The organism is Roseivirga sp. (genome assembly GCF_965216855.1).
In the GTDB taxonomy this organism is placed as follows: domain Bacteria; phylum Bacteroidota; class Bacteroidia; order Cytophagales; family Cyclobacteriaceae; genus Roseivirga.
This window is the reverse complement of sequence record NZ_OZ244204.1, coordinates 2,736,587-2,763,176: the sequence shown is the minus strand read 5'-3', so window position 1 is coordinate 2,763,176 and position 26,590 is coordinate 2,736,587. Positions and strand designations below refer to the sequence as shown.

The window sequence follows — 26,590 nt, the reverse complement described above, 5'->3', positions numbered from 1 at the left end:
GTTTGACCTGGTTCTCTGATTCTGAACACATCAGTGTTTCACATCGGAACAGTTTGAAGATATCTATTTTTTTGTTCAAATTTTATCTTCCTGTTTTCCAGACACTTAAACCAACTGGTCTGGCACTTGTTTCGGGAAGATTGGTCAAAATCAATCAGCTATGTTTAAAAGTTATCTCAAAACTGCCATTAGGGCTTTGGTGAAAAGCAAAGGGTTCAGCTTTATCAATATTTTCGGTCTGTCTTTGGGTGTTGCCATGACACTTCTCTTGGGAAAGCTCATCCAACAGGAACTGTCTTACGATCAATTCTATGAAGCAAAAGACAGAATCTACCGTGTTTACCAGCAAAACGTAATCAATGGCAGAGAAAGAACCAGCATAACTAACTCCGGTTTGCTTGCTCCTACACTGAAAGCTGGTTTTCCAGAAGTAGAAGTTAGTGGAAACGGCCACAGGGTCGGTTCTGCCGTGGTGGAAATGGGAGACAACAAATTCATTGAGAACTCATTCTACTATGCCGATAATGGCTTTCTGGAAATTTTCGAATTGAACTTCCTTTCTGGTAATAGAGCCGATGCCCTAAGTAATCCGGATAACATCGTGATTAGCGAGAGCCTGGCTAGTCAATTGTTTGGCGAAATCAATGGAGCTGTAGGTAAAACAATCAGGGTTAATAACAGCGACCTGATGATTACCGGTGTGTATGAAGACATGCGAAAAAATATGCATATGGTTCAGAAGAAGGCTTTTCTTTCCAATAAGGCCATGACTGAATTTTCATGGAACAGGGTTGGCCATTTGGTATATATAAAAGTAAGAGAAGGTACTGATCTGGAAGCTTTTCAGTCCAGATTCCCGCAACTGGTTAGAGACAATATTCTACCTATTCTACCCGAAGATTCAGAGGTACAATTAAAGCTGATTCCTGTTACTGACATCTGGCTTTCAGATGATCCTAGTCAAGCCGGAGGAGGAAGTTGGCAGGCCATCCGGTCATACATTACCATTGCCGTCTTCATGATTCTAATAGCTACTATCAACTACATTAATTTAACCACAGCCAAATCACTTAAAAGGGTCAAAGAAATTGGCATGAGAAAAGTGATGGGAGCAGACCGCACAAACCTTATTGGTCAGTTTCTACTGGAATCCACTCTACTTAGCCTAATATCTGTCGTTATTGGTGGGTTTTTGGCAGAAATCTTCACCCAGATGTTTAACGACCTCTCGGGTAAAACCATTGAAATTGGCTTTTTACAAAATCCTGAACTACTGCTTCTTCTCGCGGCCTTTGGGGTGATACTTGGCCTGATTTCAGGACTTTATCCAGCCGTTTATCTATCGCGGATCAGGGCAAATCGAATTTTGCAAAATGCCGCCATTGGCAGTAAAACAAATACAACCCTCCGGAGAATTCTGGTTTCCTTCCAGTTTATTGTATCCATTGGACTCATGATCCTAACTCTGGTGGTTTACAAGCAGATCAACTTTCTACACACCAAAGACTTAGGTTATGACTCAGATCAGGTGCTTTCCTTAAGGTTGGCTGAACCTGATACTTCTCAAGTGATGAAATCAGCCTTGCTAAAAATCCCCGCAGTACTTTCAGCTTCAGCAGTGAATCTGCAACCAGCGACTGGTGATTCAGGAGCTACTTTTGAGATTACAGATGAATCTGGTGAGAAACACCGAGATATTGTGAGCATGGCCACCATAGATTTCGATTACCTGGACTTGATGGAAATAGACCTTCTGGAAGGAAGAAATTTCGATCCTGATTTTGGTAATGAAACTTCGAAGGTAATTGTGAATCAGACCTTTATTCAGAAATATAACTGGGAAGAACCGATTGGCAAACAAATTCATATTGGGGAATGGGAAGAAGGAGAAGGGCATACATTTACTATCGTGGGAGTTGTAGAAGATTTTCACATGTTAAGCCTTTATGAGGAGGTTAAACCTTTCGCCTTTTTCCTCTCTCCTCAGTTCAATTGGGGACCCCAATACCTTATGGTTAAGCTTGAGAGCGAAAACTATGAAGCCACATTGGAGCAAATTCAGGCTACATATGAGTCTATTGAAAAAAACAGACCTTATAGTGCTATTTTCCTCAATGACTATTTCGAACTTATTTATGCTCAGGAAAATCAAAAGGCTAAAACTTACCTGACCTTCTCGGCCCTCACCATCCTTGTCGCCTGTATTGGCTTGTTCGGTTTGGCCACATTCATTCTTCAATCCAGAATTAAGGAAATAAGCATAAGAAAAGTACTGGGAGCTCAAATGAAAGATATTGTTGGGCTGGTTTCGAAAGAGTTTATCCTAATCATTGTAGTCGCCAGCATTATTGCTACTCCTTTGGCATATTATTATGCTCAGGATTGGCTTAATTCCTTTGCGTATAGAACCAGCTTCGGCCTGGAATTACTATTTATCAGCTTGGCAGCAACGCTCACCATCGCATTAGCTTCAATTTCAATTCAAGCGATTAAAACCGCCAGGGCTAATCCTGCAGAAACACTCAGAGATCAATAATACAGGTAAGGATGTCTGCTATCCATGAGCTTAATATCTCTGATACAAAAAAGTGTTCCTCTTTGGAACACTCTGCTGTTTCAGGCCGAAACATCTCTGTCTTAATGAGGTTATTTATCAAAATTCAACCTATTCATAAACAAGTACTTACGGAACCAGGCATATACTTTGGCATAGGTCTGACAAAACAAGCAACACTATGTTAAAGAGTCTATTTAAAACATCCATCAGACATATCAGGAGGAACGGTTTGAATACCGGCATCAATGTTCTGAGTCTGACTATTGGTATGACCATCAGTATTGTCATCTATACCATCATTCAATACCAATACTCTTTCGACTATTTCCATGAAAATGCAGATCGCGTTTATCGGGTCAACTTTCATGAACAAAGGGAGTGGGGTATTAGCTATGGTAGTCAGACACCTGAACCTTTGCACAAGGCCCTTCGTGCAGACTATCCACAAATTGAAGCAGTCTCCAGAACCATTGGTCCAATGATGCTCAATGTTTTTATAGAGGAGCAGAAATTCAGACAGGATGAAATCCTATTTGTGGATCAGGGTTACTTCGAAATGTTCGATCAGGAATGGGTAATGGGCAATGCAGAAGAAGCCTTTAAAGACCCCAAGGCAGTGGTACTATCTGAGTCTATAGCCAGGAAGTTTTTTGGAGACGAAAACCCCATGGGTAAAACGGTAGACTTTATGCACCGCGACCACGGCACAGTGAGGGGCATTGTTAAAGACGCCAGAAAAAACACCAATATGCCTTATCAAATCCTGGCCAATGTAGAAATGATGAAGCAGATTGAAGAATTCTATGTACGGGATAACTGGGGAGCCATGAGCATAGGCACTACCTGGGTAATGCTTCCGGAAAATGTTAATCCTGAGTCTCTGGCTAATCAATTCGATGAGATCATTGAAAAAAACCTGGGAGCCGAATCTGCCGAAGTCCTTTTCTTTGAACTGGGACCATTAAAGGAAATTCATACTGATGATCGCTATGGAAATGGAGTTAATTATACCATTCCGGGAGACTCGATTTATATCCTCAGTGCTATCGCATTCGTCATCCTGATCACATCCATTATCAACTTTGTGAACCTGACTACGGCACAAGCACTGAAGAAAAGCCGTGAAATCGGACTCAGAAAGATTCTGGGTAGCAGAAAAAAGGAATTGGCACTTCAAAACTTTATGGAGTTGGGCATACAGGTATTCATTGCTGCCTTTCTGTCCATCTGGTTGGCGGAGGTATTACTATATCAGGTCAACATTATGATTACCCAGGTATCTATTGACCTGAGGGTTGAATGGTTCTCTGTGGCATTTGCCATTGGGCTTTCTATAGTGATTCTGGTTGCAGCGGGTATGTATCCAACAGGAATGTTGATGGCGCTCAACCCTCTTCAGGTACTTAGGGGTAAGTTCAATCAGGTTAAGGGAAGCAAAGCCAATGTAAGAAACTCACTATTGATTATACAGTTTGTTTTCGCTCAGGTATTGGTGATTGTATTACTGGTTTTCAATGCGCAATTCAGATATATAGAAACCAAGGATCTTGGTTATTCAACTGAAAACATTGTCGCATTCAGCGATTTCATGAAGTCCAGGTATATGGTAGATGAAACTCAACTGAATACGGTCAAGTCTCTGTTGACTGAGAGTCCATACATAGAAGAAGTATCTTATGGCACCGGTGGACCCAATGCTAACTTTGCCTGGAATACCATGGTTTATACTCCTGAGATAGGAGAAAAGGCGGCCATCAACTCAGACTATAAACATGTGGATATCGACTATCTGGAAATGTTCAACCTTGAAATGGTAGCAGGTAATTGGTTCACACAATCGAACTACTATGACACTACCCAGAAGGTAATAGTCAACGAGCTTATGGTAGAAAAACTGGGGATTAAAGATCCCGAGAGTGCCCTGGGACAAAGGCTTTTCGTCAACGGCTCAACGGGACTTATCATAGGTGTGTTAAAAGACTTCCATACCGGAGCCCTTACTTCTGAGATCAGACCTTCGATCTTTGAAGGAGATTATGAAGGGTACAATCAGGGTTTTCTAAAGCATAAGCAGGGGTATTTCAATGAGGCTATGGCTCATTTCGAAAAAGTATCCACTGAGTATAATAGTGACTACACTCCCTTCTACCAAACCTATACAGATGAGTTAGCCACTAATTATGAACTGGACCGACTGATTTACAAGTTTGTCAACTTTGTGGCCATTCTGGCTTTGTCTATCGGTAGCCTTGGTCTCTACAGCCTCATCTCCTACATCGTTCAGCAGAAAACCAAAGAGTTGGGAATCAGAAAGGTTATTGGAGCCAACACCAACAGCCTGATGTTCCTGCTTTCCAAGAAGTATGTGCTATTTATACTGCTAGCCACAGTTCTTGCCGCACCATTAGGCTTTATGGGAGCCGAATTCTGGTTGAAGTCATTTGCCTACAGAACAGACATTGGCATTTACATCTACCTGCTGGCCTTTCTGATTACAGGAGTAATTGCGCTCGGCTCTATCTCCTACAGAACCTTCAAAGCAGCGAGTGTCGATCCGGTCAAGTCGCTGAGATATGAATAGCAAAGTGTACTAATATCAATCAAAGGGTGTACGTTTTTAGTACACCTTTTTTCGTTCATAATCGTTCACTCAATTTTATTTATCTGATATTCAATAAGTTATAAGTATTGGCACAGCCATTGACTATTATATGGCACAACAAAAACAGAAAACAACAACGATTAAAAATACGGTCATGAATAGCTCAAAGGTCAAAACTCAAAACAACTCAAGAAAAAGGATCAAAAACATCAGTACGGTAATGGCTATGTTATTAGCCATGGTAACGCTTTTCGAAGCCAGTGCTAACAAGCCTGTTAATACTTCAAGAGAAGTTTCTGTAATGGAGGCCAATACAATTGCCGAAATCGAAGCTTTCCTGATGGACAAAGAAGAGCAAGGTCTGGAAGAAATCATCATGGATGAATTGGAAGCCGAGGAAGTAGAAAGTGTAAAAGTCTTCGATAATGAAGGCAAGCTACTTGCTTCTGGTAACCCAGCTACCAACGATGAACTTAGAGAGCTGGCTAATCAGGCAGATTATCTGACAAGCTTCGGAAGCAAAAAATACTACCGTATCGCGAAATAATATTACAGTTTTAGTTAGGGTTAATTTTGGTTGAAGCCGGTTCCGATTTGTCGGAATCGGCTTTCTTTATTCTGATACTTCAAACAAGTCGTGCGAGGGCCAGCTTCTGACTTGTTTGATACCTTCTCTGATTGCCCAGCGACTGGTACCTGGAAAACTCCCTCTTCGGGGGGTTGTATTGGAAACGATCACCCAGGAATAACCATCCTCATCTCGAGTCAGAAGTGCCGAGGTTCCACTCAATGTTCCGGTTCTCCACCAATGCTCTCCCCTGACACTTCTCCAACCCAAAGGCCTGTTGATCCCTCCTACTCCATTAACCATTTTGTTAATGAGATCTGAACTCAGGATATCTTTATGTCTCCTGGAATAACCATCGACCAGCACCAGCACTCTCATGAGGTCAATTGAATTGGCGACCCAACCACCAGCTGGTCCCAGCATTTCAATATCATCTGCTCCATAAGGCTTGTAAACCATCTTACCTGAACCCGTAAAAGAAAGCTGTTGATTGTCTACACTATAATCATAGTACTTTACCTCATTCCTGAGTCGATCTTTTTCAAAATTGCCGGCAATAGCCATGTGCTCAATTCCATTGGGCTCCAGAATATGGTCTACCACCCATTCTTCATAATCATCTCCTGTTACCTCTTCTATCACTCTTCCGAGTAGGCAATAACCAAAATTAGAGTAGTCGAAACGGGTACCGGGACGGTAAGGCAGATGCCTGGTTAGGACAAACTTCACCACATCATCAAAATCGATAGGATAGCTCACCTTATCCATTTTGTGAATTTTATGCGGGATGAACATGGGATCTCCGTAGGTAATCAAACTCCATCCCCCAGTATGATTCAGTAGGTGTTTAACTTTAATCTGGTAAACATTTCTGTTCGAGACCTTATCATAAGGCTTGCCTTTCAGCAGTCCCTTTTCTCCAAAAACATAGTCATCGAGGCTTATTTTACCCTCATCTACCAGCTTGAGCACAGCAATAGCAGTGATGAGTTTGGATACTGAACCTATTCTAAACCGATGGAATGGTTCTACGGCTACCTTGTTTTCCTTATCTGCATAGCCAAAGCCTTTGGCATAGACCAGTTTCTCATTCTTAACCAGGGCTACTGTAGCTCCTTCAAGCCTCAAACTTCTCATGACTCTGTTGACCATAGAGTCTAAAGGTTTAAGGGCAGGTAAATCAGAATATTTATTGGTTAGCAGAACGCCTTCATGTGGCATCGGTTTCTCAACTATTTCTTCAGAAGGCACATCTTCTGAGAAGGATGTAAAGAGCAGAAAAACCGTTAAAAAGAGTGCTGAAATCAGCCAGTTTCTTAATCGCATAGTGAGTTTCGACCTTTTCGAAAGCTACAATTATAAGAAATTAAATAATGAAAAAAGACCGCTATAGCTAACGGTCTTTATTAAACAATATATCACGCAAATTTTAGCTTAGTTAGTATCATTTAAAGCCCAGTCATAATCCATATGATCTACGTCTGCCTTTGGATTAATTTTAACTTTTGAATACTTATTCAAAAATTCAATAAGCGACTGATTTTCAGTGAAATCTCCTTTGAACCAACTGAATATCTGTGAAATTTCAACTTGGTCGGGAGCTATTTTGTTTCGAACGGGGTCATTGATAAAGACTCTGGCTTGTTCATCTAACTGCCTGTCTACTTTGTCGGCCACAAAGGCTTCATTTCTTAGAGGAGGGCAGGAAAAAGAGGCACAATTCACTGCAAAATGAATTCGCGGTTCTTCAAATTCCCGTCTGAGAATCTTATGCTCAATCCGGTCGAGGCTGAAATCTTCTCCACCGATCTGAAACCACTTTTTAGTCCAGACAGTACTTACGGTCGGAATGGCTATGGTTGGATTTAAATCTTTGATACTTTCCAGTGGATAATTCTCAACAATGAGTTTCACGGTGAAAGCATTGTAGGCATTGATCCAATAGGCCAGCCTTTCATTTTCGGACCAGCTATCTTGCGGGGGATTGTCTGAAAGGTCTGTTGTGTATTCATTGAGTTTAACCTTGTCTTCGATCATGCCTTTGTAGTCTACAAAACCACGTTCATCCACGTGTCTTTGAAGCAGTGCAGTCCATAAAGAATGATCTGGCTGTCCTTCTCCCACTCCTGCAAAAGTACTTTGATTGCCAGTGCATGACATTAGAAGCACCATCAGGGAGAGTATATATATGTTTTTTGTTCTCATAGCTCGTATTGAATTAAATACTTAACCAATAAACGAAAAAAGAGGTTGTCATAGATTACTAACAACCTCTTTCTCAAGTCATTTATGAGACAAGTTAGAATTGCACCTCCAGTCCGATATTGAAATTTCGGCCCATGGTTGTATAGCCCTCTACTCCAATAAAGTCTTCATCGAACAGGTTATTAACTGCACCAAACACACTAATTTTTTGATTCAGTAATTCCTTTCTGGCAGTGAAGTTAACCAGCCTGTAATCGTTGAGAAAAACATCGGAAAACGGTGATGATCTTCTTTCACCCGTGTACTGATATGCCACCTGAACATGTGTAGTCTGATCAAGGCTATAGCCTACAGCCAGTCCCCACTTTTCTTTTGGAATCCTGGCAAATGAAGCGTCATTATTGGTAGCGAGTTTAGAATAATTACCTGTCAGGGTGAACTTCTCATTGAATTTCCAGGTAAGGTCTGACTCCAGTCCTTGTACCTCTCTCCTTCCATCAAGATTAAAGTATTCTCCTCCAACGAAGTTGCCATTATTATCGAAGAATGACCTGAAGTCGATGGCACTGTCTTCATTTCTTCTGAAGAAAGCTGCATTTAGGGTCAGCTTATCATTGGCATAGAAAGAAGTACCGAACTCAATGTTTAAAGTCTCTTCCGGGTTCAGCTCTGAATTACCATAAAACTGGTTATTCAGCTGGTAGAGTGATGGTGTATTATAAGCTGTTGAAAGGGAAGCAAATGGTTTAACTTTCAAAACATCATTCAATTCAATTAACCATGAAGGGTTAACCGTAGCCAATAGCTTATTGTCATAGTCGCTGTGCGTATTCAATCGAACACCAACATGAAGATTCAGCCCTTCTTCGCTCTCAAAAAGTAATGAGGCATATGGATCAAAAATGGTGAAGTCAGCCTCCTGGCCTTCTGTCTGATCTTCCAGGTATTGCAGGTTCCAGCCAAACATGGCTTTGATGTATTTGGAAAGCTCAATGCTGTTCGACTGATCGACCTGTACATTCTTGCCCTCATAGGTATTTGGGAAGGCCGTTCTGAAATCTCTTTCATTGGCAATGAGTTGAACATTCAGTACTGAACGGCCATAGGCATGATTGAATTCGGGCTTCAACCCAACTCTCAATTGTTGGTAATCTGAATATGCATCAGGATCATCAGTGAAGGCAAACGCGTCCAGGTCAGCCGTGAACTCATCGTATGCGGTCAATACATCCAGTTTCCATTGCTGATTGAACTTGTAACCACCTTTAAAAAGCAGGTTGTTCTTCTCAAATCCGTCCTTATCAAAGTCTGCTGCAGGATCAGTTTCCTGTGCAGCAGAGAAACCATCGAAAGTCTGTCGGTTGATGCTTAGTCCATAATTCCAAGCGCCACTTGTCCCATTGACATTTCCATTGAGGCCGAGGGCACCAAACGAACCGCCATTCACTCCAATGCTTCCGGCAACCGGTCGACTGGCATTGTCTTTCAGTTTAATATTAATCACTCCGGCTGCAGCATTACTTCCATAAAGAGCACTAAGACCTCCTTTAACCACTTCGATAGATTCAACCTGATTGATAGGCAGATATCTGAGGTCATAAAAGAGATTAATACCGGTGGGGTCGTTCATAGGCACTCCATCTATCAGCACCAGGGTATAGCGGCTTCTTGATCCTCTTACATAGTATTCCAGATTGGTTCCTGGAGTTGAAAAGTTACCATCGGTCTGGATGGCAGGAATATCATTGATCAGGTCAGCTACGCTTCGGCCGGCTGAGTTCTTAATGGCCTCCTGATTAATTTTGTACACCATCTTCCCTGATTTCTCAATCGGTGTCAGGAAACGTGTGTCAGTAATCACATACTCTCCGATGTCGGTAGTATCTGTTTTTTGAGCAAAAAGTTGAAGTCCTGCGAGTAATAGACAAAGACTAAGTGTTAATCTCTTCATGTTGTTTAAGTTGAATAAGTAGTTGTTCAATTGATTTGAGTACGCTTTCTGACTTGTTGAAATAGAAAGCATATCCGGACTGCTCCTCAACAGCCCTGATATGATATTTTGAGTTCTTGCTATCGGAAACTTCATGGCCATTTCGCTCCAGTGCCGACCTGAGCCATTGTGTGATCATAGATGGTCCTTCGACCCATACTTTATCTTTCGATGGCAGGGCCTTCTTTCTAAACCGTGCCCTTTCATAATCGAAGGAGAACTGATCCTGGGCAAAGGCATTTTCCAGGTGGCCGGATAGCACTAAATCTTCAGGCACTCCGGCATGAACTTGTTTCTCCCTGTCAATCAACCAGAGTTGATCTGAGAGAGACAGTGCAGAGTCAAGGTCATGTGAACTGATGAGTATAGCTTTGTTCTTTTTGAAAGCCAGGTCACGCAGCAGATGCATCACCTCCAGCTTATTCGGAAAATCGAGATGAGCTGTTGGCTCATCGAGAAGGATCAGCTCTGTATCCTGAGCCAATGCCCGGGCAATCATCACTTTCTGTCTTTGTCCATCACTCAACTGATCGATATGCCGATTCGCAATATCTACAATACCCACCGCCTCCAGGGCATCGAAAATCACTTCTTTGTCTTTAGAGGTAAGCCCTCCCATCCAGCTGGTGTATGGGAAACGACCCAATGAAACGAGCGCGTAGACGGTTAAATTACCAATGGCTCCGGCCTGAGCTAACACCAGGCTCATTAACCTGGCTACTTCATTTGGACTATACTGTTCAAGACTCTTTCCTGCTATAGATATTGTACCTTCCAGTGGTTTTTGAACCCCGGCAATTGTTCTGATGAGTGTAGACTTTCCTGAGCCATTCGCTCCTAAAAGGCTGGCCAATTGCCCTTTTTCCAAATTCAGTTTAACTCCTGAAAGAACTGTTTTGACTTCCTTCTTGGATGTATAACCGACACTCAAGCCGGACAGGCTCAATATGGTTTGAGATAAACTCATGAGCCAAATGAGGATTTAAGGTTTCTTCTTCGAACAATAATCCAGATAACTATAGGGGAGCCTATCATAGCTGTAATAGCGTTGACCGGCAATACGGTGGATGTACCAGGTACCTGAGCGATGATATCGCAAACCAACATCAGCATAGCCCCTACCAGAATACATGAGGGAATCAGGATTCGGTGGTCTGAGGTATTTAAAAAACTTCTGGTTAAGTGTGGAACTGCAATTCCCACAAAACCGATTGGCCCACAGAAGCCGGTAATAGCGCCTGCTAACAGGCTGGTTACTGCAATGACATAGATTCTGGCCCATTTAATATTCAACCCCATACTCTGGGCATAGGACTCGCCTAACAGCAGAGCATTGAGTGTCTTTGATAAAAAGAAGCTGAGCAAAACACCAACACCGACAATAATGGCCAATATGCTGAGCTGTTCATTGGTGACTCCACCAAGGCTACCGAAGGTCCAGAGAATATATTCCTGAATCTGTTCCGGATCGCTGAAGTACTGCCAGATACTCACCACAGCTATGGTGATATTGGCCACCATAATTCCAACAATGAGCATCACCACATTATCTCTGATCTTAAATGAGATAAGCAGAATTAAGAACAGCACGAGACCCGCCCCCAGAGTAGATGAGAGTATAATCAACCAGCTTCCACCAATGCCTAATTGCTGAATACTGAAAATGGTGGTGGCTGACCCTGCCGCCAGCATTACTGCGGCTACACCAAGGCTGGCGCCTGCTGTGATACCCAAAACAGATGGTCCGGCCAGCGGATTTCTGAAAAGGGTTTGCATTTGAAGGCCACCAATAGATAAGGCAGCTCCTGCCAGAATTGCTGTGATGGTCCTTGGCAGTCTGATTTTAAGAATAATAGATTGCCAGGCAGGGTTTTCAACTGAGCCTCCTGTCATGATGTTGAATACCTGATCGAAAGGTATTCTCACAGAGCCAAGGCTGAGGTCGAGAATCATCAATAGCACAACACCTACAACCAATGCGGGTATTGCATAGGGCTTGAAGAGTCTGCCTCCAAGTTCAATATGGTGGTTGCTTTGACTCAACTTATCGTAAGCGGTTATAGTAGACCAACTCGTGCTCTGGAAATAAATCGGGATGGAATATCTTAATGATATCCTTCAGAACCACATCAGGATTAACTACAGCCGATTCATAGAAATCATTGCCTCCACCGGGTGTGTAGCGACCATATATGTTATAGATATGTTGGTTCTTGTATGATTTGAAATCGGCATAGCGACTATCCGCAGCCAGAATTTCATCCATTGTTGTGGCAGTGCTGGGTACCATCCAATATTCAGCTTCAAGACCGTATTCATATACAGTTTCGAAGTCAAGCCTAAGGCTGCCTGTTGATTCATTATCTGACCAGGGGTAGTCTACATTGGCGAGCTTCAGTAGTTGATGGGCAAAACTTTTACCTCCTGCTACGTACCATGCATCGCCCTCAGCAAGGCCGGTTATGGTCAATGGAGCTTCTTCCACCTCCTCTAGCTTTCCAAGTACCTCATTGTAGGAGCTTTCTATTCTGGCAAACTCTTCATTCACCAACTGCTCCTTATTCAAAAGTGCCGCCAGCATCTTGACCCATTCGGCTCTTCCTAACAAGGATCGCTCCTGCCAGTCTGCATTGAGAAGAACGGGTATTCCGGCATTTTCCAGCATCTGATAATTATCGTTCTGCGAATTGGGATACCCCACGCCCAACAAAACATTGATGCCTGAAGCAATCACCTCTTCCACGTTCATCATCCCTGCTTTCGCCATCTCACTGATTTTTCCCTGATCAATCAATTGGCGAATGGTATCGCTGGATACATAGCTTTTGGACTGAACCGCCTTGAGTTGAGGAAGGGCCTGCAACATTTCGAACATGCCCAAATGAGTAGTTGAAGTAGTTGCCAAACTGGTTGAGGGTATTTCAATTGTTCTGATGGCTGAATAACCATCAGGCTGTGGTGCCCCTTTCAGGACCAGAGCAAAGCGTACCGTGTCAACCAGGTCATTATAATGCCTGAAGAGTCGTAACTCCTTCCAGTAGTTATGATACTCGATATCAAAACCAATGGCATGTTGTATGGCTACTTTATGGGGAAAATGATCTTGCTGTAAGTCAAGCGTCCCGGCTTTGTCAGTGGAGCTTCCAGAAGAACAGCTGCCAACCAAGGCAGCGAGAAGAAAACACAGAAGGAGGCATTGCGCTCCACTGCGCGTAATTTTTTTTGTCAGTCTTTTCATACTATTGGCTTTTCCTCAGAAAGCGTTTTAGTGAACAATGACAAAGGCAGGTCTTCTGACTCTCCCGGTTTTCGTTGGCCTTCCCATCCTGCATATTCAGGACAGTGGCATTTCAACAAAACCCTTGAATGGGATTACAGCAGCTGGGACTGTTCAGGACTTTCACCTGATTCCCTTTTAATCCATACCAGCAACCCTGGCATGAAACCCCTGTTTGCTACAAAGGTAGAGAAATAAATTTTAGATTTGGAAATGACTTTTTTCCGAATACTCATTTTGGTCTTTCTGTTCACCGCCTCAGTTGATTCCATGGCTCAGCGTGTAGTAGAGAAATATCCTAACGGACAGAAGAAGTATCAGGGCCGGACAGAAAACAATTTAAAAACCGGCACTCACAAATACTGGTACGAAAACGGTGAGCTGCAAAAAGAGGAAAAATACAATGACCTGGGAGCTGTCATCCGGCTTAGAGAATGGAACGAACAGGGCGAGTTGATCAGAGACGAGAAACCGGAAGAAGTACTGGAAGGGTTTCGGGAAAAGCTATTCAATGAAACCAATTGGATTGGCCAGGATGGCATCTTTTTCCATAAACTCAAGGGAGCCAATGAGCTTCAGCAACGTACTGATTACAATGGTATCGTCATCCATTATGCTACTTATTTGGAGAATGGAAAGGAACTGGATAATTCATTCCGAACCAAAAGCCCATTATTGGTTCAGTTCAATTCAAAGAATCTGGTAGATGGCTTTCTTCGTGGCCTTCGCTTCTTTGAAAAAGGAGATAATGGGTATATCAAAGTACCTTATGATCTGGCTTATGGAAAAGATGGTGCTCCTGGAATTCCGGGTTATGCCAACATCTACTTTCACGTATTGGTATTGGATATTCGCTAAAATTCCTTCAGAAGCTTTTCAACTCTTTCTTTTAAAACCGGTAAAGCATCGGCTGGCTCGGTGAAATCAATATCATGAACCTGCCAATATTCAATACGATCTGAAAACTCCGGGAAAAACTGCTCCATCATTGGGCGATGCTCTACCTCATCCATTGCAATGATTCTTACTCCTGAACTAAAATGTCTGTGTTCTATTTGTTCCGGGAACTTCATCTTACCCGGGCTCAGATTGATTTGATGCAGGTATGATTGAGTATGAACAGAGAGCATGCCTTCATTGATCTTTCTGTAAGCCAAAAGACCTTTGGAATCGGCCTTCAAACCAAGACCTGTTGTCAGATGATTGAAATAGATTTCACAAAATCTGCTTCTATAGTAGTTGCCTGTACAAAGAAAGAGTACGTGAGGAGGGGATAGGTTTTTTTCATGCCCCAGCCAAATACTGAGGGCAGCCAGGCTCTGAGCATCAATGATCTGGCCTGTATCAATTAAATGCCTGATTTCTGCTTTATCGAACCAGAAACAGTCATGTTCAGGTGCTCCCTGCTTGTCCAAAACCTCTGCCATGAAAACAGAGATATATTCATTGGAATAACCTACTGAAGGACTTAGGGTAAGTAAATGATGGGCATAGCCGATTGCATAACCTGTTTCTTCCAGGAACTCCCGATGCGCTGCCTGCTCATGAGTCTCATTGGGCTCACAAACACCTCCCGGAATTTCGTAGGTCTCGAATGGAAAATCATGGCGCTGCAATCTTACCAGCAAAACTCTCTGGTCCTTAGTACCAAGTACAGCACCCGACCCTGGATGGTCGATCAGTCCACTAAACTCTGCTCTGGGAATACGCTCTTTCATGAACTGACAAGTAATGGATTTAATGTGAACTGTATATGAATTCAGTCCACTTCAGTGATATTTATTCTGGCTTCAGAATATAAGTCATAAACAGCAATGGTTGTGCTATGACCTCCGTGGCTTCCCCAAAAAGGGTATTTGCCAATCTGCTTTCTGTTTTCCACATATTCAGCGTGATAATCAGCTTCCAGGTCATCCCAGACTACCAGCATATATTCATAGCGCATTTTACTCTCTCTACCCTCTTCCAGCCACTTTTCAAAAAGTTCTTCATCAAGGGATTTAGGATATTCTCTGCTATCGAACATATTAAATTAAAGCTTAGGTGCTGACTGATTGATCATTTGTGAGGCAAGTTTAAACAATCACAGCGAGAATTAGTATCTGGCGATGCATCGCACCGCCAGACTTCTCAACAATTACCCGCCTTTTTGATTGATCTTAAAAAGATACCGTGGCAGCGGTTTCTTACTTTTTCCAATCGCATCTTAAAAAGCGGGGCTCGGAAGTTATCAGCCTTCTGCTGATAACCATGGTGTGCAACCATTAACTTTAGGGCTGGTAAAGCGGGTGAAAACACGGACCAGTGATTCATCAACATCTGCTTTACTCAACTCCCTTGAAAAAATTTTTCTATAGAAAAAGTCTACTTCTGACAACGGCACATGCATCAGCATTACATTTTTACCCAAAAGATTACTTTGAATATTACCTGCCACAGCTTCCAGTATCAGCTCAATCATGTCCTTTGGCAGCCAGGGAATCTTTCTTACCCTTGATGCCCTGAGTTTATCGTGACCCCAGTTATTATAGAAAATCAACAACTTCAATGAAGAAAATGGAAAGCCTCTCCGCTGACTACCATATAAAATGGCGTTGACAGGTACCTCTATATAGTAGGACCCTCCCATCAAACGGGCATAGAGTTTTAAAAGTGACCTGGCCTCATATTTAAAGAGGGTGCCGTCAAAGCTATATCTAAAAAATAGATTGGAGTACCTGATCTTCATCTTCAGCGGTTTTTAATTAGACACTATGATTTTGAACCTGACATGCTCTCCATTCACAAGCATGGTAAGGAGGTAAATACCCTGAGGCGCATTGTGCGGGACTATTTCCAAATGGTCTCTGGTTCTTATTATTTCAATGAACACTTCAACTCCATTGAGCTGCACCAACCGAATATCATCTACACTTTGATTTTCCGGGATATCTACAAAAATGGAAGCTCCTGAGGCTACCGGATTAGGCCTTGGCAAAAAGACCATCTTATCATGATAAAAGCTTGCCCTGACTACTTCAGAGTGATTCTCGTTCCCTACATTATCTACATCTACAAGTCGATAGTAATTAATGCCTTGCATGGGATTCATGTCCTTAAATGAGTAGTAAATTACTTCTGAAGACTCTCCTGCTCCTTCTTTATAGCCTATGGGTGAGAAGTTTTCACCATCCGCAGATCGCTCTAATCTGAAAAAGGAATTGTTGCTCTCCGAAAGTGTTGCCCACTCCAGCATAATATGGTCTTTGGATGGCTTTGCAGAGAATGAGAGTAAGTGAATATCCAGAGCAACATCTTCCGTAGAAGCCAGGGTGAAGAAAGCTCCGTCCGGTAAGTCGAGGTTAAAGTTCACAAAGCCATCATCTGCGATAACAAGAGATTGCATTACCACCTGGGCATCTCTGGAGAAATCACCATCGGCATCAATGAGCAATACAATCTTACTTTCGTCATTGGTGCCTGTGCCTGTAGGTCCTTCCAGGATACCTACATTAAATCGCATGGTGACATTACCTACAGATCCGGTTTTTTGGACCTTCCACTCCCGATTGAGTCGTGACTTCACTTGCAATGGATCGAAGTCAATGTTTTCATCTCTATCGTATAAGGCCTCTCCATCATGCCCCCACATTAAGGCTGTGAAATTGGTAGAGAAACTGCTTTCGTTCAGTGCGTTCGAAGTCTCCAGTCCATTGACTGAATCATCCAGTCCGATGCTCACAATGGCATCGGCTTGATCACTAACAGACTGAAGTTGAGAGAGGCAGTATCCATCATCCCTCACAATTCCGGCAATGCCATGGTGGTATGCAGTATTAGCCGATGCATCCCAGTAAACTGTAGTGCCATCTGAAGCAATATAATCTCCCTCGCCAGCTTCAAATGTACTTCCATCGCCATCAGTGTCAGAAGACATGGTGACACCGTATTTCAGAGCTAGGTAACTCTGAATCTGCTTCATGTCAGTTTCGGAGCTTAGCAATTGATCGTAGACAATCATTTCAGCAATGACTCCGCTAAATCTGGCCGTTGAATTTCCCAGGGCACCGACTTGAAGGTTGTTTGAACTGCCTGCTGCCTGATTGGCTGTGAACGTAGCCGACTGGCCTCCATTAATCAATACTCTTGAGCCACTACTGATGCCATCATCATAAATGACCGTTGAAATACTTGTGACTCCTGGAGCGAAGAGACCATTGACAGGAGATAATGCTCCGTCTCCTTTACCCACCGACTCCTCAAATCCGGCCGGAGATGAGCTGTCCTGAATAAAGCGGTCGTTGCCTCCGTTTTCTTCTCCCCAGACCGATCCTGCAAAGTCAGCAGTAGGTTTGTATACTGCAATCACTGCCAGGTCGGGTCGGGTTCCTGCATTGATATTCAGGTTGGTATTGAACAGGTCTGCTCCATCGAAAGTGAATGCCGGGTTGTAGTTGAGCAAGGTAGCTGTCGTTGAACCGGTTTCATTCACGGCATAGAAATTACCTGACAGGTCAGACCAATTGGTGCCCGGCTGGGCCATAAGCCAGAAAAGGAGATTGGTTCCTACATCGCCAGGTTTACAATCGATGATGATGACCTCACGCCAGTCTCTTTCAGTAGTAAGAGAAGCTGTAGTTACATCCGGAAATGAGCTGGAAGATTGATTATTATAGACGTTAGTGGTACTGTTCGGCCCTGTTACCAGGTCGAAGGCATCGTCCAAGCCATCACCGTCAGTATCTGACCCTGATGGTGTAGTATTGGCGGTGTAGTCTCCATTCGTATCCCAACCTTCAATCAAATCGGGAAGTGCATCATTGTCTGAGTTAATATCCAGATAGTCTGGAGTTCCGTCACTATCAGTGTCTCTGATGATAAGCGGATTATTTTCAAATGCATCGTCTATTCCATCTCTGTCGGTATCCACTCCGGTAGGTACTGCGGGGCTGGAAGTTGACGATTGAGCTTCGATGATATCGACTATCCCATCTCCATCGGCATCTATGTCTTTGTAGTTCGGTTTTCCATCTCCATCGAGATCGGGAATGGAGAGCGGTGTGCCTCCATGGTCTGAGTCAAACACATCGGCCCATCCATCACCATCTGAATCAGTGGTTGTATCTACCCTACCGTCCTGATTGGTATCAATTCCTCCGGCTTCAAGTAGATCGGGGATACCATCATTATCGGAATCAGTGTCGTAAGCATCTTTGAATCCGTCACCATCTGAATCGCCCACAGCCAGAGGGGTTCCGCCATTGTCTGAGTCGAAAGTGTTGGCCAGGCCATCTCCATCGGTGTCTGTAAAGCTATCTACACGGCCATCTCCATTGGCATCAGTTCCTCCTGCTTCAATGATATCGGGAATACCGTCATTGTCAGAGTCCAGGTCGAATTCATTGGGTACTCCATCCAAATCACTATCGCAGAATTCAGTAGGGCTGAGAATGCTGAAGGGTACCGGAGTTGTAGATATAGTTGACGAGGAGTAGGAAACAGTCAGGCCGCTTGAGAAGGTATTCTCAAAATATAGTAAGGTAAAACTATGAGCTCCTGCGGTGAGAGAAACTGTGCCTGGGACTGTAGTTCCGATTCCATGCAAACCATCATGATTAATAATCTGATTGCCATCAATCAACAATCTGGAGCCATCATCGGAAGAGAGGTAAAAAGTATAAGTGTCTTCAACATCAATATGAATGTACCCTGTGTAGCGAATGGAGTAAGTATCTGCATCTGATGGTGTATGTAGAACCTGAAGGTAAGTTGCATTAAAAGACCCTACTACTCCGGTAGCAAGAGCTCCTGAGCTTGGAATATTGCTAACCGTGTTACCGGATGGTGCTGAATCGTAAAATTCGTAGTTCAGGTAGCCGTAGCAATCTCGTTCGGCAGTATCCGGAATACCATCATTGTCATCATCCAGATCATTGGTATCCAAAACTCCATCTCCATCATGGTCGTTAGACTCCCTCCAATCCCTTTCAGGGCCACGGCCTGCTGTTGTGATATCAGGAAAATCATCAGAAGTCTGACTATTGTAGATATTGGTTGTTGAATTCGGGCCAACGACCAGATCAAAGGAGTTATCCAAACCATCTTCATCAGTATCAACCAATGAGGGAAATAGGTTAGCTATCAGGTCTCCGTCTGTATCCCATCCTTCAACACTATCGGGATATCCGTCATTGTCGGAATCCAGATCACGGTAGTCGGGAATACCATCTCCATCTGTATCGGTAAAAGGAAGGGGTGTTGCCTCGAAGACATCATCAATGCCATTTTCATTGGTATCAGTTCCTAATGGCACTATTGGGCTACCCGTTGAGGGTTGTGCTTCAATGATATCTACAATACCATCACCATCAGCGTCAATATCCTGAAAATTGGCTTTACCATCACCATCGGTATCAATGGCTGTGAGAGGAGTGCCTCCATCGTCTGAATCGTAGAGGTTCACCAGGCCGTCTCCATCAGTATCTGTCAAGTCGTCTACCAGTCCATTATGGTCTGTATCGGTTCCTCCTGCTTCTACCAGGTCAGGAATGCCATCACCATCAGAATCCAGATCACGCGAGTTGACGATACCGTCTCCATCGGCATCGCATCCCATGGAAACGGAGAGGATACTGAAGGGGATAGTAGTTTTTGTTATCCCTGAAGAGGCATAAGAAACAGACAAAGATTTACTGCTATTGCCTTGGAAATATTCTACCCTGAACAAATGATACCCCATGGAGAGAGAAACAGTTCCTGATCTTTCCTGGGCCAGATGTAGCCCATCGTTTTCCACAATCAATACATCATCTATATAGAGTCTTGACCCATCGTCTGAATTGGTGTAGAAGGTATAGCTGTTTGCAGTGCTTATTCTGATATAGCCGGTGAAGTATATGGTAAAAGTTGTGGCATCTACACTATGTGCTGTCTGAATCGTACTTACATCGAAAGAGGTTGCTATGCCATTAGCTACTCCTGAGGTGGGAGGGTTGGCTAAAGTAAAACTACCTGGTGCCTCGTCATAGAAAACATAATTGAGTTTGCCTTCACAGCTTGCTTCAATGGAATCGGGTATTCCATCATTATCATCATCCTGATCAAGTTCGTCAACAACACCATCCCCATCGTGGTCATTAGACTCCCTCCAGTCCTTTTCAGGGGTTAAATAGAAACTGGTAATATCAGGAAAGGATTCTGAAGTCTGGTTATTGTAAACGTTGGTCGTGGGGTTGGTGCCTGAAACCAAATCAAAGGCATTGTCTAATCCATCAAGGTCTGAGTCTGTGCCTGAGGCAACCGTATTAGCAACCCGGTTGCCATCTGCATCCCAGCCCTCTACTGCATCAGTAAGTGTATCATTGTCACTATCTGTATCGATATAGTCTGGCACTCCATCAGAGTCGGTATCGGTAACCGGCAATGGATTGGCTTCGAAGTTATCATCTATACCATTCTTATTGGCATCTACACCGAGTGGCAGATAAGGGCCGGGATTACTGGGTTGGGCTTCAATTATGTCCACAATACCGTCTCCATCTGAGTCTATATCCAAAAAGTTGTGAATCCCGTCTCCGTCAGCGTCAGGGCTGGCCAATGGAGTTCCTCCTGCATCTGAATCGAAAATATCCATCAAACCATCTGAGTCGGAGTCTACAGTGCTATCGGCAATACCATTTCCATCAACGTCTACACCTCCAGCTTCAATGATGTCATAGATCCCATCATTATCTGAATCGAGATCAAGGGAATTGGGTACACCATCGTCATCGCTATCGCAGTAAACAGAACTGGAAAGCAGGGAAAAAGGAAGTGCTGTTTTACTAATGCCTGTAGCAGAGTAGGATATGTTCAGGCTGTGAAGACCAGTATTCTGAAAAAAGAGTATGGTTATGGAATGGACTCCTTCAGTCAAGGTAATCGCACCGGTTTTTTCAGCTGCAGCACTGTGGAGTCCATCATGGTTCACTACTGTAGTGCCATCTATGCTTAATCTTGAGCCGTCATCAGACTTCAGATAGAAAACATAGGTTGTTAGGGCACTGACATAAAAATAGCCGGTGTATCTGATGGCGTAAGTATTGACATCGGCTGGAGTTAAGAGATTCTGGAGGTAAGCCACATTGAAATCTGAGACCAACCCTGTAGCAAGCGCACCAGTAGTTGGTATGGCGTTAACTGTATTTATAGAAGCTTCAGCAATATCATAGAACTCATAATTCAACCAGCCCTGGAATTTAAAAAGGCCCATACAGTTCTGCTCGTCCACATCGAGAATACCATCATTGTCATCATCAGGATCGAGATAGTTGAATATGCCATCATTGTCTGGGTCATTCGATTCTCTCCAGTCTCTTTCTGAAGTAATATGCCTTGTGGTAATATCAGGGAAATTGGCAAAGCTCTGATTGTTGTAAATATTGATAGTGCCGTTGAGCGTAGAGACCTTATCAAAAGCTGCATCTATGCCGTCACCATCCATGTCTGTGCCTGAGGGAGTGGTGTCAGCTGTAAAATCTCCATTAATGTCCCAACCCTCTACCTGATCAAGCGCACCATCGCCATCTGAGTCAGTGTCTTTGTAGTCCGGAATCCCATCACTGTCTGTATCGGGAATAGGTAAGAAGGTGGATTCGAAGGTATTGTCAATACCATCCGCATCTGAGTCGATACCCACCGGCCGAACCGGAGTTGAAAATACGGTGAGTTGGGCTTCCAGTATGTCGACAATGCCATCGCCATCAGAATCCATATCGGCAAAGTCTCTGATTCCATCGCTATCTGTGTCAGGTACAAGCAAGGCTGTGCCACCATTGTCGGAGTCGAATACATCGGCATAACCATCACCATCGGTATCTACAAATGTATCCACAAGCCCATTATTGTCAGCATCAATACCTCCGGCTTCAATGATATCCATAATGCCATCATTGTCTGAATCCAAATCATACTCATTGGACAATCCATCCCGGTCTACATCACAAATGGTGGTAGAAGTAAAGAGAGATCTTGGGATGACCGTTTTGGTGATAGTACTGGAAGAATAAGAAATGCTCAATTCCTGACCATCAAACTCTTCAAAATACTCTACTCTAAATGAGTGAATACCTGATGCCAGAAAAATAACTCCAGACTCTTCTATGGGGCCGTGAACACCGTCATTATCAACTACCAGAATATTGTCTATGTAGAGCTTCGAACCGTCATCAGAAGTAACATAAAACGAATAGGTATCTGTGGCACTTAGTTCTATGTAACCTGTAAACCGAATGGCATAGGTATCGGGGTCACCAGAACCCGCATTGAGTTCGATTTCGGCTACATCAAAATTATGATGCCTGCCAGTTGCCAGTGCTCCAGAGGTGGGAATATTGTCAACAGTGTTTCCTGAAGGCACACCATCATAAAACTCATAGTTGAGATAGCCCTGATATCTGACGGGGGCAGGACAACTTTTCTCCAGAGCATCAGGAATACCATCATTGTCAGAATCAAGGTCTACTCCATTGATTACTCCATCACCATCCTGATCATTGGTAGAGCGCCAGTCTCTTTCACTACCAAATTCACTGGTGGTGATGTTTGGGTAAGAGTTAGAACTCTTATTATTGCTCACATTATTTGCCCCGATAGTGCTCACCATGTCGAAGGCATTGTCGATACCATCTAAATCGGAGTCGGAGCCAGAAGGCACTATGTCGGCTATGTTGTCTCCGTCTAAATCCCAGGCTTCCACCTGATCTGGAATGGTGTCATTGTCTGAATCGGTATCCAGATAGTCGGGAATACCATCACCGTCAGTATCCGTCAATGGCAGGGAGTTGTTCTGGAAGTTATCATCTATTCCATCACCATTGCTATCATTTCCTGAAGGTAGCTGAGGGTTAGCGCTTGAAGGCTGCCCTTCAATGACATCTGCAATTCCATCGCCATCAGAATCAATGTCCAGAAAATCATATAACAGGTCTCCATCAGTGTCTGGAACGGGCAGATTTGTTCCGCCATTATCGGTATCGAAAGCGTCTACCAATCCGTCAGAATCAGTATCGGTGAGTGCGTCCGCGATGCCATTATCATCAACATCTACTCCTCCACCTTCTATGATGTCGAAGATTCCATCATTATCAGAGTCCAGGTCAAATTCATTATAGATTCCGTCTCCATCAGTGTCCGGATGAAGGGTGCTTTGAAGTACAGAAAAAGGAATCTCGGTTTTGGTTATGCTTGAGGAAGAGTATGACACAGTCAGTGCTCTACCCCCGGTGGCCTGGAAATAAAGGACTGTGAAAGCATGTAAACCCTGACTGAGTGATATAGTGCCTGTTCTTTCCGTTGCTCCATGAATTCCGTCATGGCCTACTACAGTATTTCCATCAATCAGCATTCTTGATCCGTCATCCGAAGTAAGGTAGAAGGTGTAAGAACCGGGTTGGGTAATATTTATGTAGCCTGTATAGCGAATGGAATAGTTTTCAATATCACCAGGAGTAATGACCTCTTGTAGCGCGGCAGCATCGAAACTGGTAACAAGGCCGGTTGCCAGTGCGCCTGTGGTAGGAATGTTGAGTGTGGAACTTCCCGAGGGAGCTGAGTCATAGAACTCATAATTCAACTGACCGAAATACTGCGTTTCCAAACCATCCGGCACACCGTCATTATCATCATCAGGATCTACATTGTTCACTACACCATCACCGTCATAGTCGTTGTTGACTCTCCAGTCTTTTTCACTGCTTAGGTAGTCGGAAGTAACATTGGGGAAAAAGGTTGAATTCTGATTGTTGTACACGTTGCCCGGAGTGGCCAGGGTACTCACAATGTCGAAGGCATCGTCCAAGCCATCGTCATCTGAATCTGTGCCGGAAGCAAGGGTTTCTGCAACATTGTCTCCATTAAAGTCCCAGCCTTCAACGCTATCAGCCAGTCCGTCATTATCTGAATCGGCATCCAGGTAATCTGGAGTGCCATCACTGTCAGTATCTGTCATGGGTAGCGTTGTACTTTCGAAGGCATCGTCTATGCCATCCTTATCAGCATCTGTTCCAGATGGAATTATAGGGCTACCGGTTGATGGCTGCGCTTCAATGATATCGGTGATACCGTCTCCGTCTGAATCTATATCTACAAAATCCAGAACTCCATCTCCATCCTGGTCAGGGTTGCTTAGAGGCGTTCCCCCAACGCTGTTATCGTAAATATCTGCCCAGCCGTCACCATCAGCATCTACAAAGACATCTACTTTACCGTCATGATCGAGGTCTGTTCCTCCAGCTTCAACTATATCGAGAATGCCATCGTTATCTGAGTCCAGATCAAACTCGTTGGGAATTCCATCTCCATCCGAATCACTGATTTCCGTGGTTGATAAGATGGAAAATGGGACAGCTGTTTGAGCAAAGGAACCTCCGGAGTAAGAAAAGTAAAGCACTTTACCTCCTGTAGATTGAAAGTATTCTATGGTAATCGGGTAGATACCGGCAGCAAACGGTATTGGCATCTCGAAAATACTTGTTCCCTCAATTGCTTCATGTATTCCATCGTTAGCAACCACCTCCAACCCATCTACAAACACAGTAGAACCATCGTCAGAAGTGGTAAAGAACTCGAAACCAGGTTCAATGCCCAGATGTATGTATCCAGTATACCGAACTGAAAAAGAGTCAGGGTCACCCGGGTCCACCGCCTCCTGAAGAGCCGAGACATCGATTGATGTTACTCTACCTGTTGAAAGGGTCCCAGTAGTGGGTATGTTGGAAGTAGAATTGCCGCTTGGAGTACCATCATAGAATTCGTAATTGAGGAAACCAATTGAAACCCTTTCCTCATCGTCTGGAATACCATCATTGTCATCATCCAAATCGAGCCTATTGATTACTCCGTCACCGTCTGTATCATTCGATTCGCGCCAGTCTCTTTCGCTGGTCATGTATTTGGTGGAGTAGTTAGGGTGAAATGATGAGCCCTTTCCGTTGTTAGTCACATTGAGACCTGTACCAGGAATAAAGACGTAGTCATACATACTGAGTAGCCCATCTGCATCAATATCACCTGTTTCGTTGTATGGGTGCTCTGGTATACCATCATCATTTGTATCCCACCCCTCAATTGAGTCGGCTATGCTGTCATTATCCGAATCGGTATCTAAGTAATCTGGAATGCCATCCGAATCTGTATCTGTCAGTGGTTGTGTGAAGCTTTCAAAAGCATCATCTATTCCATCACCATCTGTATCAGTCTCTGTAGGAAAAACAGGGGTGGAAGTGGAGGGTTGAGCTTCGGTAACATCTACTATTCCATCATTGTCGGAATCAATGTCCAGGTAATCGGCATAACCATCCCCGTCAGAATCCGGAATACTTAAAGGAGTTCCTCCAATACTGGTATCATAGATATCGGCCAGTCCATCATTATCCAGATCTGTAAACGTATCGACTATGCCATCATGATTACTGTCGGTTCCCCCAGCCTCTATAATGTCGAAGATTCCATCATTGTCCGAGTCTCTATCCAGATTGTTTGAGATTCCGTCTTGATCAACATCACAAAAATCGGTGGCTGAAACTTCTGAGAAAGGAACCAGGGTTTTGGGAATAGTTGGTGTTGAATAACTTAACTCAAGAATTTCATCACCAGATGATTCAAAATACTCGATACGGATCGGGTAAACACCAGGAGTCAGGGCTATGCTTGCAGATAATTCTAATTCTGAATGGAGACCGTCATTGTCAATGAGTAAAGAATTGTTAAATGAGAATCTGGATCCATCATCTGAATTGAGATAGAAGGTGTAGGTCTCTGTGGTGTGGATGGTAATGTATCCGGTGTAAAGCACACTAAAGGTGTTTACATCACCAGGGCTATGAGCATTGACGAGTCCGACCAGGTCTATGGAAGAGGCAAGCCCCGAACCAACCGAACCCGAAGTGGGCATATTGACCAATGTATTGCCTGAAGGGACTGAATTATAGAACCAGTAGTTCAGATAGCCCTGATTAGTGAGTGAGCCTGCACAACGATAGGCTTCATCCTTGTTCAGGATACCATCATTGTCATCATCAATATCCCGCAGGTCTGGAACACCATCACCATCATAGTCCTGATGAGCTTTCAGCATAGCAGGACTACCCAGATGAATGGAAAGAATCAACACCCCTAAAGTGTAGCTTCTTCTACAGGCAAGTTTTTGTAATGTGAACTTCAGAAATTTCTCCAGCCACTGAAATCCACTGAATGTTTCAGAATTTGTCATATTGCACACCGATCTCCTGAAAAACCACCACTTTACTGCTGCCAGCTCGAGTGGTTGTTTTTAGTCAATCCCATTTTTGAGTGAAAAAACTTTTGGCTTCTTCGGTTGAGGATTTGAAGGTATGTGCAAGGGCTGCTGTCTATCTCACGGACTTCCGTGAAAT

General features: G+C 43.6%; 14 protein-coding genes and 1 riboswitch. Of the genes, 4 read left to right on the top strand and 10 right to left on the bottom strand.

The annotated features are described in order from the left end of the window. Positions 1-160: 160 nt before the first annotated feature. The 3 genes from ACOOEY_RS12200 to ACOOEY_RS12190 all read left to right on the top strand — a co-directional run bounded on the left by ACOOEY_RS12200 (position 161) and on the right by ACOOEY_RS12190 (position 5,706). Positions 161-2,536 (top strand): ABC transporter permease, encoded by a 2,376-nt coding sequence (locus tag ACOOEY_RS12200; protein WP_420384995.1) that lies wholly within the window; start codon positions 161-163, stop codon positions 2,534-2,536. A gap of 199 nt (positions 2,537-2,735) precedes the next feature. Further along, the gene (locus tag ACOOEY_RS12195) at positions 2,736-5,138 is read left to right on the top strand and encodes an ABC transporter permease (RefSeq protein ID WP_420384994.1); all 2,403 of its coding nucleotides are present in this window, start codon (positions 2,736-2,738) and stop codon (positions 5,136-5,138) included. A 175-nt stretch (positions 5,139-5,313) separates the two neighbouring features. After that, positions 5,314-5,706 (top strand): hypothetical protein, encoded by a 393-nt coding sequence (locus tag ACOOEY_RS12190; RefSeq protein WP_420384993.1) that lies wholly within the window; start codon positions 5,314-5,316, stop codon positions 5,704-5,706. A 66-nt stretch (positions 5,707-5,772) separates the two neighbouring features. On the opposite strand, the gene ACOOEY_RS12185 is transcribed toward ACOOEY_RS12190, so the two are convergent. From ACOOEY_RS12185 to ACOOEY_RS12160, 6 genes are all read right to left on the bottom strand, one after another. Further along, complete coding sequence (locus ACOOEY_RS12185) at positions 5,773-7,053, bottom strand: serine hydrolase domain-containing protein (RefSeq protein ID WP_420384992.1); 1,281 nt, start codon at positions 7,051-7,053, stop codon at positions 5,773-5,775. 108 nt (positions 7,054-7,161) lie between these two features. Continuing rightward, on the bottom strand, positions 7,162-7,932 hold the full coding sequence (locus ACOOEY_RS12180) for a DUF547 domain-containing protein (RefSeq protein ID WP_420384991.1): 771 nt from the start codon (positions 7,930-7,932) through the stop codon (positions 7,162-7,164). A 94-nt stretch (positions 7,933-8,026) separates the two neighbouring features. Beyond that, positions 8,027-9,883, bottom strand: coding sequence for a TonB-dependent receptor plug domain-containing protein (locus ACOOEY_RS12175; RefSeq protein WP_420384990.1), 1,857 nt, complete (start codon positions 9,881-9,883; stop codon positions 8,027-8,029). Further along, entirely contained in the window at positions 9,864-10,889 is a 1,026-nt protein-coding gene (locus ACOOEY_RS12170) for an ABC transporter ATP-binding protein (RefSeq protein WP_420384989.1), read from the bottom strand. Before ACOOEY_RS12170 ends, ACOOEY_RS12175 begins: the two co-directional genes overlap by 20 nt. Continuing rightward, positions 10,886-11,965, bottom strand: a complete 1,080-nt coding sequence (locus tag ACOOEY_RS12165; RefSeq protein ID WP_420384988.1) for a FecCD family ABC transporter permease — start codon at positions 11,963-11,965, stop codon at positions 10,886-10,888. Before ACOOEY_RS12165 ends, ACOOEY_RS12170 begins: the two co-directional genes overlap by 4 nt. Position 11,966: 1 nt before the next feature. Continuing rightward, positions 11,967-13,160: an ABC transporter substrate-binding protein gene (locus tag ACOOEY_RS12160; protein WP_420384987.1), complete on the bottom strand. Its 1,194-nt coding sequence runs from the start codon at positions 13,158-13,160 to the stop codon at positions 11,967-11,969. A gap of 27 nt (positions 13,161-13,187) precedes the next feature. Then, positions 13,188-13,387, bottom strand: a riboswitch (cobalamin riboswitch). A gap of 25 nt (positions 13,388-13,412) precedes the next feature. Between ACOOEY_RS12160 and ACOOEY_RS12155 the strand changes: the two genes are divergently transcribed. Next, positions 13,413-14,057, top strand: coding sequence for an FKBP-type peptidyl-prolyl cis-trans isomerase (locus ACOOEY_RS12155; RefSeq protein WP_420384986.1), 645 nt, complete (start codon positions 13,413-13,415; stop codon positions 14,055-14,057). Here ACOOEY_RS12155 and ACOOEY_RS12150 read toward each other — a convergent pair. The 4 genes from ACOOEY_RS12150 to ACOOEY_RS12135 form a co-directional block, all read right to left on the bottom strand. Next, complete coding sequence (locus ACOOEY_RS12150) at positions 14,054-14,917, bottom strand: NUDIX domain-containing protein (protein WP_420384985.1); 864 nt, start codon at positions 14,915-14,917, stop codon at positions 14,054-14,056. The two genes, ACOOEY_RS12155 and ACOOEY_RS12150, sit on opposite strands and share 4 nt — an antisense overlap. A 41-nt stretch (positions 14,918-14,958) precedes the next feature. After that, the gene (locus ACOOEY_RS12145) at positions 14,959-15,225 is read right to left on the bottom strand and encodes a hypothetical protein (RefSeq protein WP_420384984.1); all 267 of its coding nucleotides are present in this window, start codon (positions 15,223-15,225) and stop codon (positions 14,959-14,961) included. 204 nt (positions 15,226-15,429) lie between these two features. Then, positions 15,430-15,927 carry a hypothetical protein gene (locus ACOOEY_RS12140; RefSeq protein WP_420384983.1) on the bottom strand — a complete coding sequence of 166 codons (498 nt, stop codon included), beginning with the start codon at positions 15,925-15,927 and terminating at the stop codon, positions 15,430-15,432. 12 nt (positions 15,928-15,939) lie between these two features. Beyond that, positions 15,940-26,427 carry a PA14 domain-containing protein gene (locus tag ACOOEY_RS12135; protein WP_420384982.1) on the bottom strand — a complete coding sequence of 3,496 codons (10,488 nt, stop codon included), beginning with the start codon at positions 26,425-26,427 and terminating at the stop codon, positions 15,940-15,942. Positions 26,428-26,590: the final 163 nt, after the last annotated feature.